This is a genomic window from Myceligenerans xiligouense (assembly GCF_003814695.1).
Lineage (GTDB): Bacteria > Actinomycetota > Actinomycetes > Actinomycetales > Cellulomonadaceae > Myceligenerans > Myceligenerans xiligouense.
This window is the reverse complement of the sequence record NZ_RKQZ01000001.1, coordinates 1,568,587-1,583,868: the sequence shown is the minus strand read 5'-3', so window position 1 is coordinate 1,583,868 and position 15,282 is coordinate 1,568,587. Positions and strand designations below refer to the sequence as shown.

At 71.6% G+C, this 15,282-nt stretch carries 12 protein-coding genes; 9 read left to right on the top strand and 3 right to left on the bottom strand.

What is annotated here, in order from left to right:
* The first annotated feature begins 229 nt into the window (after nt 1-229).
* A complete protein-coding gene (locus tag EDD34_RS06775; RefSeq protein WP_123813882.1) occupies nt 230-913 on the top strand; it encodes an alpha/beta fold hydrolase in 684 nt (227 codons plus the stop codon).
* Between the two features lie 15 nt (nt 914-928).
* On the opposite strand, the gene EDD34_RS06770 is transcribed toward EDD34_RS06775, so the two are convergent.
* On the bottom strand, nt 929-1,318 hold the full coding sequence (locus EDD34_RS06770) for a hypothetical protein (RefSeq protein ID WP_123813881.1): 390 nt from the start codon (nt 1,316-1,318) through the stop codon (nt 929-931).
* A 161-nt stretch (nt 1,319-1,479) separates the two neighbouring features.
* Here EDD34_RS06770 and EDD34_RS20860 point away from each other — a divergent pair, with 161 nt between their 5' ends.
* Together EDD34_RS20860 and EDD34_RS06760 are read left to right on the top strand one after the other, a co-directional pair.
* Nucleotides 1,480-2,442, top strand: coding sequence for an SHOCT domain-containing protein (locus EDD34_RS20860; RefSeq protein WP_211341515.1), 963 nt, complete (start codon nt 1,480-1,482; stop codon nt 2,440-2,442).
* 87 nt (nt 2,443-2,529) lie between these two features.
* Nucleotides 2,530-3,840: an aspartate aminotransferase family protein gene (locus EDD34_RS06760; protein WP_123813880.1), complete on the top strand. Its 1,311-nt coding sequence runs from the start codon at nt 2,530-2,532 to the stop codon at nt 3,838-3,840.
* Between the two features lie 187 nt (nt 3,841-4,027).
* On the opposite strand, the gene EDD34_RS06755 is transcribed toward EDD34_RS06760, so the two are convergent.
* The gene (locus EDD34_RS06755) at nt 4,028-5,494 is read right to left on the bottom strand and encodes a non-reducing end alpha-L-arabinofuranosidase family hydrolase (RefSeq protein ID WP_123813879.1); all 1,467 of its coding nucleotides are present in this window, start codon (nt 5,492-5,494) and stop codon (nt 4,028-4,030) included.
* 421 nt (nt 5,495-5,915) lie between these two features.
* Between EDD34_RS06755 and EDD34_RS06750 the strand changes: the two genes are divergently transcribed.
* From EDD34_RS06750 to EDD34_RS20610, 3 genes are all read left to right on the top strand, one after another.
* The gene (locus EDD34_RS06750) at nt 5,916-6,119 is read left to right on the top strand and encodes a ferredoxin (protein WP_123813878.1); all 204 of its coding nucleotides are present in this window, start codon (nt 5,916-5,918) and stop codon (nt 6,117-6,119) included.
* 138 nt (nt 6,120-6,257) lie between these two features.
* The gene (locus EDD34_RS06745) at nt 6,258-7,880 is read left to right on the top strand and encodes an alpha/beta fold hydrolase (RefSeq protein ID WP_148089897.1); all 1,623 of its coding nucleotides are present in this window, start codon (nt 6,258-6,260) and stop codon (nt 7,878-7,880) included.
* A gap of 150 nt (nt 7,881-8,030) precedes the next feature.
* Nucleotides 8,031-8,177, top strand: a complete 147-nt coding sequence (locus EDD34_RS20610; RefSeq protein WP_170176985.1) for a hypothetical protein — start codon at nt 8,031-8,033, stop codon at nt 8,175-8,177.
* Between the two features lie 122 nt (nt 8,178-8,299).
* Here EDD34_RS20610 and EDD34_RS06740 read toward each other — a convergent pair whose 3' ends face one another.
* The gene (locus EDD34_RS06740) at nt 8,300-11,416 is read right to left on the bottom strand and encodes an AfsR/SARP family transcriptional regulator (RefSeq protein ID WP_211341514.1); all 3,117 of its coding nucleotides are present in this window, start codon (nt 11,414-11,416) and stop codon (nt 8,300-8,302) included.
* A 312-nt stretch (nt 11,417-11,728) separates the two neighbouring features.
* Here EDD34_RS06740 and EDD34_RS06735 point away from each other — a divergent pair, with 312 nt between their 5' ends.
* From EDD34_RS06735 to EDD34_RS06725, 3 genes are read left to right on the top strand one after another with little or no spacing between them, the layout of a single operon-like run.
* Nucleotides 11,729-12,703: an ATP-grasp domain-containing protein gene (locus EDD34_RS06735; protein WP_123813876.1), complete on the top strand. Its 975-nt coding sequence runs from the start codon at nt 11,729-11,731 to the stop codon at nt 12,701-12,703.
* Nucleotides 12,700-13,920, top strand: coding sequence for an AMP-binding protein (locus EDD34_RS06730; RefSeq protein ID WP_123813875.1), 1,221 nt, complete (start codon nt 12,700-12,702; stop codon nt 13,918-13,920). Before EDD34_RS06735 ends, EDD34_RS06730 begins: the two co-directional genes overlap by 4 nt.
* Nucleotides 13,913-15,280 (top strand): hypothetical protein, encoded by a 1,368-nt coding sequence (locus EDD34_RS06725; RefSeq protein ID WP_123813874.1) that lies wholly within the window; start codon nt 13,913-13,915, stop codon nt 15,278-15,280. The genes EDD34_RS06730 and EDD34_RS06725 overlap by 8 nt, the downstream gene beginning before the upstream one ends.
* Nucleotides 15,281-15,282: the final 2 nt, after the last annotated feature.

Below are 15,282 nucleotides of genomic sequence, written 5' to 3'. Positions count from 1 at the left end.
CGCGCGGGTTCCGGGCTCCAGACGCTACAGCGTCTTCGGCCCGGAGCGCCACGGCCAAACGGTTCAGGTCCTGCTGCGATGGATCCGCATCGCGATCGGGACCAGCACCGCCGTGAGCACCACGGACGCGATCAGGAGGGCTCGGCCCCGGGAGGAGTGTCAGACAGTGCTCCTACTGTGTGATCGATCCCGCACGGTGCCGGGTCGATCACGAGAACGGGGCACAACCATGGACATCCTCCTGATCGGAGGCCTCTGGCTCGACGCGTCGGCGTGGGACGCCGTCGTATCCGACCTGGAGGCGCGAGGCCATCGCCCCGTCCCGGTCGCCCTGCCCGGGCAGGGCGACGGGTCGGCGTCGGCCACGCTCGACGACCAGGTCGCCGCCGTGCTGGCGGCGGTGGACGCCGCGGACAAGCCTCTGGTCGCCGGCCACTCCGCCGCCTGCACCCTGGCGTGGCTCGCCGCCGACGCCCGCGCGGACGCAGTCTCCGAGATCGTCCTCATCGGCGGTATGCCGGGCAACGACGGTGAGCCCTACGCGGACTTCTTCGAGGTCGAGGACGGTGTCATGCCGTTCCCCGGCTGGGGCGAGTTCGACGGGCCGGACTCCGCCGACCTCGACGAGCGGGCCAAGGCGTCGTTCGCGGCGCACGCCGTCCCCGTGCCGGAGGGCGTCTCCCGGGGCGTGGTCCGTCTCGCGGACGAGCGGCGGTTCGACGTCCCGGTCACCCTCGTGTGCCCGGAGTTCACGTCCGCACAGGCCAAGGAGTGGCTCGCGGCCGGCCAGATGCCGGAGCTCGCGAGGGCCCGGCGCCTCGACTACGTCGACATCGACTCCGGCCACTGGCCGATGTTCACCAAGCCCGCCGAGCTGGCCGGGATCCTGGCGCGCATCGCGGACGGTGTGTGACCGGACGTCCGGCGCCTAACCGTCCGCGTCGCCCGCCTGGCGCCTGATGACCAGGGGCGCCAGGTCCTTCGGTACGGCGGCGGCGCCAGGGCCGCCGTCCAGGAGCCACGCACGCAGGGCGGCGGTCTGCTCGTCCCCCGCGAGCCGTTCGAACCACACCGGCCGGCCGGCCGTCGCGCGGCCGGCCGCGCTCGGCCGTGCGACGACCACGTCACCACGCTCGCACTCGTCCAGGCACTCGGACAGGGTCAGTCGCGTGACGCCCTCGGCCTCCAGCCGCTCGAGGCGTGCGCGCTGACCTCCTGGTGCGGGATCGCGCCGGCCGAGGGTGTCGCCGGCGCAGAGGCTGCACGCTGTGAGCCCTGGGCGGCTCGTGACGGACTGTTCTGTCGGAAGTTCGGACACGGGGCGAGCATACCCCCTAGTGGTATGTGACACCGCACGTCCGGGACCAATGCCTCTACCTCCCACGGGTGCGGGACGCCAGGCTGGCGTCAGGACCACGGCGGCCGGAGGCGCCACCTGGCGTCGGCACCACCACGGCCGGGAAGGAAGCAAGGATCATGATGGGCTTCGGATCAGGCATGGGAGCCGGCTGGATCCTCGTGCTCGTGTTGTGGATCGCGCTGATCGTCCTGATCACCTGGGCGGTCACCACGCTGCTGCACGCCTCGGGGAACGAGGGCGAGAAGCGCGGATCGGCCGACGCCGCCGCGGAGGTCCTGGACCGGCGGCTGGCCGCCGGGGAGATCAGCTCCGAGGAGTACCAGCGGGTTCGCGACCAGTTGGCCGCGTCCCGCGGGGAGTCGCGGCAGCCCTCGACGCCCGGGCGCAGTACCGCCCTCGTCGTGGTCATCGTGGTGGCGCTCCTCGCGCTGCTCGGCACCGTCGCCTGGGCGACGTTCACGCCCGGGGGACCCGGCGGCATGATGAACGGCTCCTGGTCGATCGGCGACACACGGATGATGAACGACGCCGACACGAGGGGCGGCGGGCCCGGGACGGACGGTGGCCCCATGAGGGGCGGTGGCCCCATGACGGGCGACGACTTCGGCGTGGCCGGGACCGGCCCGGTGACCACCCTCGCGGAAGCCCGAACGGCGGCAGAACGGTATGCCGACCCGCTCGACCTGCGGGTGGCCGAGGTGATGCAGTTCGACAACGGCTTCTACGCCGAGCTGAGCACGCCCGGCGGCGACGGGGCCACGGAGGTGCTGATCGATGCGGACGACGGCGACGTCCGCATCGAGTACGGGCCGGCGATGATGTGGAACACCGAGTACGGGGTGCACACCCCGGAGGGGACCCGGCCGGCGGAGATCTCCCCCGAGCGGGCACAGAGCCTGGCGGACGAGTGGCTGGCCGCGCACGACGGCGACGTGTCCGCCGGCCATCCTGAGGCGTTCCCCGGCTACTACACCCTGCACACCGAGGAGGCCGGCACGGTCACCGGGATGCTGTCCGTGAACGCGTCCACCGGGGCGGTGTGGTACCACGCCTGGCACGGCGAGTTCGTGGACATGGGCTAGATCCCGGCTAGGGTCTGCGCAGGAACCACCTGCCCGGCAGGGCAGGACCGGTACGACGCACCCGGCAGGACCGGTGGAGGGACGGCGATGGACGCGACATTCCTGGACGAGGCCGACCGGCTGCTGATCCGCTACGGGGCACACTTCTCCCCGCGGCTGATCCGACGCGCCAGCGGGGCGTACGTGTTCGATCACGAGGACAAGGAGATCCTCGACTTCACGTCGGGGCAGATGAGCTCCATCCTCGGCCACGCACACCCGGACATCGTCTCGACGGTGTCGTCGGCCGTCGCGACGCTGGACCACCTCTTCAGCGGCATGCTGAGCGCTCCCGTGCTGGACCTGGCGGACCGGCTCGCCTCGACCCTCCCCGCCGCACTGGGCAAGACGCTCCTGCTGACCACCGGCGCGGAGGCGAACGAGGCCGCGCTCAAGATGGCCAAGCTGTACACGGGCCGCTACGAGATCGTCTCGTTCGACAGGTCGTGGCACGGTATGACCCAGGGAGCGGCGTCCGCGACCTTCTCGGCCGGGAGGCACGGCTACGGCCCGCCGATGCCGGGAAACCTGGCTCTGCCCTCACCGAACGCCTACCGGTCGCCGTTCCGGGGGCCCGACGGGTCGTACGACTGGGAGGCGGAGCTCGAGTACGGCTTCGCGCTCGTCGACCAGCAGTCCGCCGGCAGCCTCGCCGCCTGCCTCGTCGAGCCGATCCTGTCCTCCGGCGGGATCATCGACCTGCCACCCGGATATCTCCGGCGTCTCAAGGACCTGTGCGAGGAGCGCGGCATGCTGCTCATCCTCGACGAGGCGCAGACCGGCCTGGGACGGACCGGCACCATGTACGCGTTCGAGCGGGACGGTGTCACACCGGACATCCTGACCCTGTCGAAGACGCTCGGGGCCGGCCTGCCTGTCGCCGCCGTCGTCACGAGCGCCGAGATCGAGCAGGTCTGCCACGACCGCCACTTCCTCTTCTACACCACGCACGTCTCCGATCCGCTGGCGGCTTCCGTGGCGCTGACCGTCCTCGACGTCATCCAGCGGGACGGGCTGGTCGAGCGGGCGGCGAGACTGGGCGAGCACCTCACCACCCGGCTGCTGTCCCTGCGGGACAGGTACGGCGTGGTGGGCGACGTCCGTGGCCGCGGTCTCCTCCAGGGCATCGAGCTGGTGCGGGACAAGGAGACCAAGGCCCCCGCCGACGCGCTCGGCAAGGCGGTGACGTCGGCCTGCCTCGAACGGGGCCTGCACATGAACATCGTCCAGCTTCCGGGAATGGGCGGCATCTTCCGGATCGCCCCGCCCCTGACGATCAGCGAGGACGACCTCGATGCGGGCCTGGACATCCTCGAGAAGTCGATCGCGTCGGTCGTCGCCTCCCCGCGCAGCCTCTGACCCCCGTTCTCGCGCGGACTGCCCCGCGCCACACACCGCTCGGCGGGGTGGCACGGGGCAGTCCGACACGGGGCAGTCCGACACGGGGCAGTCCGACACGGGGCAGCCGGGCCTTCGGCACGGGTGAGCACACCGCGCGCCGACGACGGGTGGCCGGCCTCCGGCTGACGCCGGACCGTCAGGACACCTACCGCTGGAGCGTGAGCAGGCCCGGCCGGTACGGGAGCAGGCCGTAGTCCCCGCCGGAGTTCGGGTCGCGGCCCTGGTAGAGGAGCTGCAGGTTGCAGGGGTCGATGGTCATGGTCTGGTCGGCGCTGGTGCGCAGGAGCTCACCGTGGCTGATGTCGTCGGTCCAGGTGGCGCCGCTGTTGGCCTTGCCGGCGAACGGGTTGCTCTCCGTCGTGGCCTGCGGTGTCCAGGAGCCGGAGAGGCTGTTCGCGGTGAACGAGCGGAAGTACCTTCCGTTGGCGCCGATCGCCTCGACGATCATCAGGTACTTGTTCTGTCCCTGGAGCTTGTAGACCTGGACGGCCTCGAACAGGTTGTTCGTGGTGTCGCTCATGACGACGGTCGACGAGCTCCCGAAGTTCCCCGGGAAGTTACCGATCGGCATGCTGGAGCGGTAGATCCTCCCGTTGTCCCCCGCGAAGAACAGGTACATGTTGGTGTCGTCACCGATGACCGCCTGGTCGATGGGCCCGGTCGGCGAGTCGGAGATCGATCCGGTGAAGAGCGGGCTCGCGGCGGACCACCCGTTCGGGTTGGTGGGGTCGTTCGACGTCCGGTACATAAACGGGGACGGGCCCCACTGGTAGGCGAGCACCCAGATGTCCCGCGGGGCGAAGTAGAACAGCGACGGGGCCACCGTTCCGGACGACATCGTGTTCTGCTGGGCGCTGCCCATGTCCGACCAGTTCGAGAAGAGGCTGAAGTTCATCGAGCCCCAGGACGTGCCCCAGTCGTGGGTGGTCGCGTAGACGAGGTGCTGGCCGTTGTACGGCGCCGTGGTGAAGTCCTTGAGCGAGGCCCAGCCCGCCTTCGGAGTCGCCAGGGCCCCGGTGGAGGTCCAGTTGTAGCTCGACGGCAGATCGCAGGACGACGCCGTCTCACCCACGAACGAGGCGTCGTCGACGAGGAAGCTGTCGGTGCCCTCGGCCGTCTCCACGTAGAACGCGGCGGAGGACAGCGACCCGGACCAGGACACGGTCGCGGTCCCGGTCAGCTGCGTCCATCCGGAGGAGTTCACCTGCCCCTGCGCCAGTGCGATGTAGTCCGTGGTGCCGCCGGCGGTCACGCGCAAGGTGACCTTGCCTGTCGGGTTCCCGCTCTGCGACCGCATCCACACGCTCGTCGTGTAGGTGGTGTTGTTCGTCAGCGCGGAGGTCACGGTCTGCGCGGGGCCGTTCCACGACGCCGTGCGGCCCGTGTACGAGAGGGAACCGCTTCCGCCATGGACCGGATTGGTGCTGGACGACGGCCCGCCGGCGCCGAAGGCCGACCAGCCGGTCGTGCCGTTCTCCATGTCACCGTTCGTGAGCAAGTTGCCGGTCGCCGCCGCGGCGGTGGGAGTGACCTCGGCCGGCAGCCCCGGTGCCCCGGCCAGCGCCAGGGCTGCGACCAGCCCCAGCGCGAGACTTGCGATGGACTTCCTCATCCTTCGCTCCTGTTCTCTCGTTCGTACTCGCCATGTGAGCGCTAACATCATGGCCCGGAGAGCCCTTTCCGCGACAGGAGGTTTATCGATTAATCACAGCGGGACGCCGGCCCCTCCCCACGCGCTCAGCCGCTGGGAGGTCGCGAAGCGGACCGCCTGAGCGGCCCGCCGGCCCCCTCGGTGCCGCGTTCAACCCGTGGCCGTTCAACCCGTGGCAGCTCAGCCGGTGGCCGTTCAGCCGGTGGCGACAGGGCGGGATCGGGCTCTGCCGGGACCGGCGGCTCGGAGACGTGCGGCATCGCGATGGCGAGTACGTCCCGGGCTGTCTAGCATCGCCCGGTGGGCAGCCATCCGTTGCAGAGCCGCCGCCGGCACGGAACGGTCGACCCGGCGCCCACCGAAGCTCGGAGGACGCACAGCCATGAGAGTCACCATCGACCCGACCACCTGCATCGCCGCCGGCATCTGCGGCCGGACGGCACCACGCGTGTTCGCCAACCGGGAAGAGGACGACGGGTACGTCAGTGTGATCGACGAGAACCCGCCCGAGTCCGACTGGGCGGCCGCCCGCGAGGCGGAGGTCCTGTGCCCGTCGGCGACGATCCGCATCGAGGAGGCCCCCTGACGTCCGTCACGCGGCCGGAAAGCGAATCTCCGCCTTCCGGCGGAGACAGATCAGCCGAACGGTTTATTGCCCTCCACCAGTGGCGATGCTGGGATGGACGGCATGGTGACGACGAGACAAACAGTACGAACCGTCGCTTTGGCGACCTCCCTCCTCCTGTGTACGACGGCGGTGCCCGCAGCGGCCCAGCCCGCTGACACCACCGGCCACGCCACCACGCCCCGAGAGGCACCCGGCGTACCCGAGATCGCCTGGGGCACCTGCGACGACGGCGCCGCCGCCTTCGAGTGCGCGTCCGTCGAACTCCCCAGCGACCACGACCACCCGCACGGCCCGACGACGACGGTCGCCGTGACACGGCTGCCCGCGACGGATCCGGCGAACCGGATCGGCAGCGTGTTCGTGAACTTCGGCGGACCGGGCGGCGAAGGGGTCTCCACCCTGCACCAGCTCGGACAGCAGCTGTTCGAGCCGTCCGTGCGTGAGCGCTTCGACATCGTGTCGTTCGACCCGCGCGCCGTCGGGCAGTCCGACCCGGCGACCTGCTACCCGGACCAGGAGAGCGAGCTCGAGGCCACGTCCAGGATGCTCACCGAGCTCCCGACGAACCGGCGGGAGGAGACGCGGTACATCCTCGAGTCGGCGCAGCTCGGCCTCGCCTGCACCACCACGTCGCCGGACCGGTTCTCCACGGCGTCGTCGGCGAACGTGGCACGTGACATGGACCTGCTCCGGCAGGCGGTGGGCGACGACGAGCTCACCTACGTCGGCTACTCGTACGGCACGATCCTCGGCGCCACCTACGGGATGCTCTTCCCCGACTCCGTGCGCGCGATGGTGCTCGACGGCCCGCTCGACCCGCGGGAGTGGTCCGGCGTGGGCAGCGACGAACTGGTGAACGAGCGACTGCTCCAGCCCCGCGGCGGCCACGAGGCGTTCGCCGAGCTGTGGCGCCTGTGCGAGAAGGCGGGACCGTCAGGTTGTTCGACGGCGGCGCTGGGCGACCCCGCCGAGATCGCCGAGCGGGTGCTCACCGAGATCCAGGAGACGCCGGTCGAGGTGCCGATCGGCGACGGGGAGACCCTGACCTACACGTACACCACCCTCGTTCTCGACACGTTCTTCAGCCTGTACGGCGTGGCCGGCTACGCCCCCGTCGCCGACACCTACACGTTCCTCGCCGCCGAGCTCGGGCTCGTGAACACGGCGCGCTCCCGCACCGCGGCCCCGGACTTCGATCTGTCCCGGTTTCACCGGCGTGTCGAGGACTACCCGTCCATCGGCACCCAGCTCGCGACCTTCTGCGCGGACACGGAGACGCCGGGCAACCCGTGGGCCTACCCCCGCAAGGTCGCCGAGCTGAACGAGCAGTACCCGCACTTCGGGCTCGCCCGGGGCTGGCTCGGCATCAACTGCGTGTTCATCCCCGTCCAGGACGAGGACGCGTGGACCGGCCCGTGGCACCAGTCGGCCGACGCGCCCGTGCTGGTGATCGGCACCCGCTTCGACCCGGCCACCCACTACGACCACACCGCGCCGTACGCGTCGCTGTGGCCGGACGCCCGCACCCTGACGATCGAGGGGTACGGTCACACGAGCGTCAACGCGGGCAGCCCGTGCGCCCACGCCGCGATCGCCGACTACCTGGTGAACGTGACCGCCGCGGACGGCGCCACGTGCGAGGGAGCCCAGCCGTTCGAACCGGCGGAACCGGAACCGCCGCGGCGGGAGCCGCAAGGGCTGCCGTTCGCCGGTTTCTGAGACCGAACCGCTGGTCGACCCGGCCCTCCCGACGGTGGGAACCGAACGGGAAGAGGCCGGGAAAGCCGCACTCCATGGTGGTCCCACACACGGGGACGCCGCCGGATGCGGCGCCTCACCTGTCGGATCGCTTGGGAGGGCATGCAAGAGATGGCTATCAACATGGCGCGAGTGCTGAGGATCCTGACCGTGGCGGCCTTGGCGATCGGTGCCGCCACCACGGCGCACAGCATGCCGGCCGGCACGCAGGCCGAGAACAGCGGTCCGGCGGTGGTCATCGAGGCGAACCCGGCCTGACCGTCGCGCGACCCCGCGACGGGCCGCCCGGCGGAACTCTCCCCGGCTCGCGGCCCGTCGCCGGCGGGCCGTTCCGATCGGGCGGCCGCCGCCGGCGTGGCTCCCGGCCGAGCGACGTCCGGCTACGCCTTCCGGCCCCGGGCGACGTCCGCTCCGGGCTCGCCGTCCGCGACGTCGTCCTCGCCCAGCACCTCGGCCACCAGGGCCAGCCCTCGGCGGGCCGTCACCTCCTCGGCGTGGAACCGCATGGCGGTGGCGGACTCCCGCGCGGCACGGTAGAGCGTGCGCGCCTCGGCGTGTTCGCCCCAGCCGGCATGCAACGCGGCGACCAGATTGGTGACCCTCACCAGCCGGGCGCACGAATCGCTCGACCGGGCACGACGCAGTGCGCCGGCGGCCAGTTCCCGGGCGTCGGCCTCGGAACCGAGACGGTCCTCGACGGTGGCGGAGAGCACTTCCACCAGGCTCACGTCACCCCGGCTCGACGTCTCCTCGCACAGATCACGGGCCTGCTCCAGGGTGCGCCGCGCTTCGGCCCAGGATGCGAGGCCGATCTGGGCGAGTGCCAGATCCGCGAGCGCCACCAGTTCGTTGTCCTGGTAGCCGATCGCCCGGCTCGCGGTGATCGCCTCGCGCGCGAAGGCAGCGGCGGCGTCGTACCGTCCCTGCCGCTCGTGGAGCGTGCTGAGCGTCGTCAGGCACTCCGCCTCGGTCCGCCGGTTCGGGATCTCCCGTGCCAGGGCGATCGCCCGGCCCAGCGTCGGCAACGCCTCGTCGTACTGTCCGAAGTTCGTCATGAGCAGTCCGATGATCAGGCCGCTGTGCGCCTCGATGCCCCGGTCGCCGACCCTGATCGCGAGGCGGTGCGCCTCCGTGGCCGCCTGGAGGCTCTCGTCGACCCGGCCGAGTTTCCAGCCGGCCGAGCTGAGGTTCGACAGCGTGACGCAGAGCGCGACGGGCTCGTCGAGGCGCCGCGCCGCCTCGACGGCCTGGACCCCGAGCTCTCGCAGATCGTCGAGGCAGCCGCGAGCGTTGAGGTGGAAGTTCAGGTTGCGTGCCAGGATCACCGCCTGCCAGTTCCGGCCGCGTTCCAGGGCGGTCGCCACGAGTGACACGAGGCACCGGTCCTCACGCTCGAACCACGCGGCCGCCTGTTCGGGCTTCTCGAGGGCGGGCGTCTCGCCCACGTCCGGGACGTGCGCGTCGAAGCGCCGCGCCCTGCCGGGGAAGAGCACGTCGCAGGCCTCGTCCGTCGCGCGGACGTAGTAGTCGAGCAGACTGTCGACGGCGAGGGTTCCCTCGTCGCGATCCCGGCCGATACCGTGCGCGAAGTTCCGCACCAGGTCGTGCAGTGCGTAGACGCCCGCCGTCCGCTGCTCGAGAAGATTCGCGTCGACCAGGGCATCGAGGATGTCCTCCGCGTCCAGCACGTCCATCCCCAGCAGGGCCGCCACCGACGGGAGATCCATCGTCTCTCCCGGATGCATCCCGAGGAGGGCGAAGGCCACCTGGTGGGCCTCGGGCATCGCGGCGTAGGACAGGTGGAGTGTGGCGGCCACGCTTCGCTCGTCGGAGCGCAGCTCGGCGAGCCTGCGGCTCTGCTTGTCCAGGCGGTCCGCCATGTACCTGACGGTCCAGCCCGGCCGGCTGGCGATGCGGGCCGCGGCGATCCGCAGGGCCAGGGGAAGATGACCGCAGAGGTCGGCGAGCCGCTCCAGGTCCTGCGGCGCACCGGGTGCGGGAACGATCTCGTTGATGAGAGCGACACTCTCCGCCGGCGACATGTGGCCGACGGAGACCCAGACGGCACCGTCGAGGTCGACGAGCCTCGACCGGCTGGTGACCAGCACGACACAGCCGGGGGGCACCGGAAGCAGGTGCTGGACCTGCTGCGGGCTGGCGACGTTGTCGAGAAGGATGAGGACGCGCCGGTCCGCGAGGTAGGACTGCCACAAGCCGGCGCGGGCCTCGAGGTTGTCGGGGATCCGGTCGTCCGGGAACCCCGCGGCGTGCAGCAGGATGTCCAGCGACTCGCGCGGGGAGAGCGGCGTCTGACCGGGTGTGAACCCCCGCAGGTCGACCCACAGCCGGCCGTCGGGGTAGCGCCCGCTCACGCGGTGCGCCGCCTCGATCGCCAGCGACGTCTTGCCGACGCCGCCCATTCCGACGATCGCGATGACGCGCGGCTGGCGGCTGTCCGGCTCGCCGTCCGCGGCCATGAGGTCCTGGAGCTGGGCGAGCTCCTCCCCGCGTCCGGTGAAGTCGCGCAGGCTCGCCGGGAGCGTCCTCGCACGCACCACCGGTTGCGCACCGTCGACGTCGGCCGCCTCCGCCTCGGCGGGCTCCCGGATCGACACCGGGGCCGTGGGCTCGCCGAGAGCGGGATCCGAGTTCAGGATGGCGGCATAGAGATCGTTGAGCCGCGTTCCCGGGTCGATGCCCAGTGTGCCCTGGAGCAGCTCCCTGAGACGCCGGAACTCCTCCAGCGCGTCGGCCTGTCGACCCGTCCGGTACAGCGCGGTCATGAGCTGCGCGCGCGGCGTCTCGCGGAGCGGGTCCTCGGCGACGAATGCCCGGAGCTCGGGAATGATGGCGTTGCACTGGTCGAGGCTCAGACTGAGCTCGAAGACCTGCTCCATCGCCGAGATGCGGCGTTCGTCCAGGACCGTGGCGGCCGCCCGGATGACCGGGGTGTCGATCCCGGACAGGACGCTCCCCCTCCACAGGCCGAGCGCGGAGCGCAGCCCGGCGACGGCGGCCTCGGGGTCGCCCTCCTGGAGCGAGCCCCGGGCAGCCCGCGTCCGGGTGTCGAAGTCCAGGAGGTCGATCCCGCACCGGGACGCGTCGATCCGGTAGCCCGGGTCGTCGGTGACGATCAGGTCGTGGCCGCACGGGATCCGCTTCCGCAACGAGGCGGCGGCCTTGCGCACCTGGTGTGCCGCCGTACTGGGAGGGTCCTCGTCCCAGACGGCGTCGACGAGGCGGTCGAGCGGGACGACGCGCCCGGGCTCGAGCAGCAGCATCGCCAGGACGCGGCGCTGGACGGGCCCCCCGACGGAGATCTGGGACTCGCCGACCCGCGCGGCCAGGGGGCCGAGGACGCTGAACGTCACGCGAGCACACGACGAGCTGTCAGCCTGCGGCATGAACTCCTGGCCTTCCTCCACGCGGGAACGCGGAGCTCCGTCGGACTGGGCGAGTGCCACCGAGGCCAGCGGTCCGCGCTGGATCGGCAGCACGTCCTGACAGGCCAACGCCACCGGACACTACACGACGAGGGTCACGTCGCCGTGACTTTGCGCACTGATTGACCTGCGGCGATACCGCCCGGCAGGGGTGACGGTACCGGGACGGGAAGGGACCGGGAACGCGCCCGGCGACCTTGGGACCGCTGCTCGACGGCGGACGGGCGATGACCCACGACACCGAAGGCGAGGCTGACCCGTGACAACCCGCACCATTGCCGGCGCACCCCCACCACGCGATCCGGCAAGACGCTCCGGCCCTGCCGGACACGACGAGGCGACACGTACCGGCGACGGGACGGCCCGATGAGGCCCCGGCTCCTCTTCGTGCTCCCGGACCGCGGCAGCGCCCAGGACAGGGAGTGGGAGGACACCACGTTCTGGCCCGCATACCGCGACGCCGCGCGACGCGCCGGCCTCGACCTCGAGGTCGTCGTGCCCGAGCACGTCCAGTTCACGGCCGGCGAGGCGCGGTGGCGGGGCGAGCCGCTCCTGCCCGAGCGGGACCTCGTCGTGTACAGCACGCGGGCGAACCCCACCCACGGCGTCGACCTCTGGAACGGCATGAGCACGGTGCGATCCCTCGAGGCCCTGGGATTCTGGAGCGCCATCCCGATCGACCAGGCGGTGCTGCTCAACGACAAGTTCGCCACCGCGGAGGCGCTGCGCGACTCCCCCGTCCCCACCATCCCATCCGTGCGGGTCACCACCGGCCGGGATCTCGGCCGGACGGACGTGCAGGCGCTGGTCCCGGACGACTGGTTCCCGGTCTTCGTCAAGCCCGCGTCCTGGGGGCGAGGGCTCGGCTGCCTTTCCTGCCCCGACCGCACGTCCCTGGACGGGGCGCTCGGGCTCGCTTCCGGAAGCGACGCCCCGGTCGTGATCCAGCCGACGATCCGGGACGTGGTCGCCGACACGCGCGTCGTCGTCGTGGAGGGCGAGATCGTCTCCGCGTACGACAGGCTCCCTCCGGCGGAGGGCGGCGTGGCGAACGTCAGCAAGGGCGCGTCCACGCGCCTCCGGTCCGAGATCGAGCCGCAGGTCGAGCGGCTCGCCTCCCTCGTGCGGGAGAGGTTCGGACTGGCATACCTGTGCATCGACCTGCTCAGGACCGAGGACGGCGGCCTGTGGCTCGCCGAGTGCGAGCCCGACGGTGCCGTCACCGGGCTGCTCCCGCACGGCGAGGAGGCCTACCGGGTGCTCGGCGCCCGGTTCACCGCGTACGCACGGGCACACGCGCGGCATCTCGACACGCTCGCGGCACGGGGCGTGGCCGCATGACGACGCACACCACGACCACGATCGGCCACGTCACCGACGAGGATCTCGCCCGCGCGCTCGGTCGCGGCGGTCCGGGGACCGCGCTCGCGGACACCGCACCCTGGAGCTTCGCCGAGCTGCGGGACGCCGCCCGTGGTGCGGAACGCCGGAACGGGCGGCTCGTGGTGGCGAGCGGCGGGACGTCGGGCATCCCGAAACTGACCGTGATCCGCGGCGACATGGGCATACCCGCGCTTCTCCGCCACTGGTCGCCGCTGCGGGACGGAGACGTCCTGCTGAACCTCTTCTCACCGGGACGGCTGTGGGGCGCGCACCACTTCTACAACGCCCTGGGGCTGCGCTCGGGCGCCGACGTCGTGCCGATGGGAGTGCTGGAGGGCACGGACGCCGCCGGGTGGGCCGAGACCTTCGCCGACCTGGGCGTGTCAGCGCTCGCCGGCGCCCCGAACGTGCTCGCGGCCTTCGCCGACGCGATGCGCGCCGCCGGCGCGCGGCTCCCGGTGCGCAGCGTGGTCTGGTCCGGCGAGCCGATGACACCCGGCCGCCTGCGACGCCTGCGCCAGGCCTTTCCCGACGCCGGGTTCTGGGCGAACTACGGGTCCATCGAGACGTTCGTGGTCGGCGTGAACTGGCCGGAGTGCGACGCCGGGACGCTCCACCTGCTGCCGGGACAGATCCTCGAACCGGACGACGGCGGAGCGCTCCTGACACGGATCGACGACCGCTGGCCGGCTCCGGCGCTCCGCTACCGCCTGGGGGACGTGCTCCTGGGCGCCTCGTGCGCCTGCCACCGGCCCGACGCCTTCCGCGTGGGGTCCCGGACCAACGACACCGTCAAACTGTTCGGCACCCGCGTGAGCTGCACCGATGTGGTCCGGCAGGTGGAGTCCCTGCACACCGTCGACGAGGCGCAGATCGTCCTGTGCGGGTCCGGGGCCGCCGGGACGCCCGACCGGATCCGGGTCCGGTACACGGGACAGGCCGAACCGTCCGTCGTGCGCCGGCACCTTCTCGAGGGGCACTACGGGCTCCGGTTCGTCACCGAGCACACGCCCGAGGCCCTCGCCGTCGAACACGTGGCCGGGCTGGCGCGGAACAGCCGCACCCACAAGGTCATGACGGTCACCCGCGAGCCGGCCGACGACGTGCGCGCCACCGGCGCGTGGGACCCGACGGCGGCGCATCCCACCACGGAGACGGAGACACACGGTGAATGACCTCGCAGCCCTACGCCTCGAGAACGGCCCCACGGCGGAGCTCCTCGACGACCCGGAGGCGGCACGGACCGACACGACCACGGCGCCCTTCGACCGCTTCCGCGCGTGGTTCCCGCGTCCGGTGCTGTCCCGTCCGACGGTGCTGACGCACGACGAGTCCTTGTCGCTCGACGCCGACCTGACGGGCCTGCTCGGCCTCCTGCAGTCCCTGCCCGAGCGCCTCTTCGGCGGCGACCTGCTCGCCTTCGCCCGAGCGGTCGGCTGGCGCGGAGCACTGCTGCCGGAGGTCCTGAGCCTCGCCGGCGGGGCGCCCGTACCGCTGGGCCGGGCGGACCTCGTGCGTTCGCCGGAGGGCTTCAAGACGGTCGAGTTCAACACGTCGAGCTCTCTGGGCTCGTTCGAGTTCGGCGAGCTGTGCCGCGCGTTCCTGTCGGTCCCTTCCTTCGCCCGCTTCGCGGAGCGGGAGAACCTCGGCTACGTGGACCCGCTCGCGCACATGGCGGACACCCTGCTCTCCGCGACCGGGCACCTCCCGGGTCAGCGGCCGGTGATCGCGGTGACCAGGTGGGTCACCGCCGGCGTGGCCGTGAACCCGTCGCTCTTCGTCGACCTGATGCGCGACCTCGGGTTCCGGGTGGTGGTCTGCACGATCGACCAGCTCGCCCAGCGGAAGGACGGACTCTACGTCGGCGACCTGCGCATCGACGTGGTGCACCGCGCCTTCCTGCTGCAGAACGTGCTGGCGACCGAGAACGCGCTCGAACTGCTCGCGCCGCTGGCCCGCGCACGAGACGCGGGCCAGGTCCGGCTGTTCACCGGGCTGGCCGCGGACCTGTACGGGGCCAAGGCGTGCCTGGCGCTGTTGAGCGACCCGCGTCACGAAGACGCGTTCACCCAGGAGGAACGGACTCTCGTCGCCCGGGCCCTGCCCTGGACCCGCCGGCTGGCCGACGAACCGACCGTGGTCGACGGACGGACCGAGTCACTCGTCGACCACGTCCTGGCCCACCAGGACGACCTTCTGCTCAAGCCCGGGATCGGCAACGCCGGGCGGGGCGTCATGGCCGGCTGGCTGGTCTCCGGCGAGGAGTGGGCCTCGGCGGTACGGTCCGCGGTCTCCACGAACGACCACGTGGTCCAGCGGCGGGTGGAGTCGGCGGGCGAGCGTTTCGTCGCCCCGGGCGAGCCGCCCGTCGCGGCGGACTACCTCCTCCACTGGGGGCTGTTCGTCACGGCGGCCGGGCTCAGCGGGGGCTTCGTCAAGGGGCTCCCGGACACCCCGCAGGACGTGCGCTTTCTCGGAGACGGCTCGCACGTCGGATGCATCTTCCAGCAGCACGTCGACACCACGAGGAACTGAGA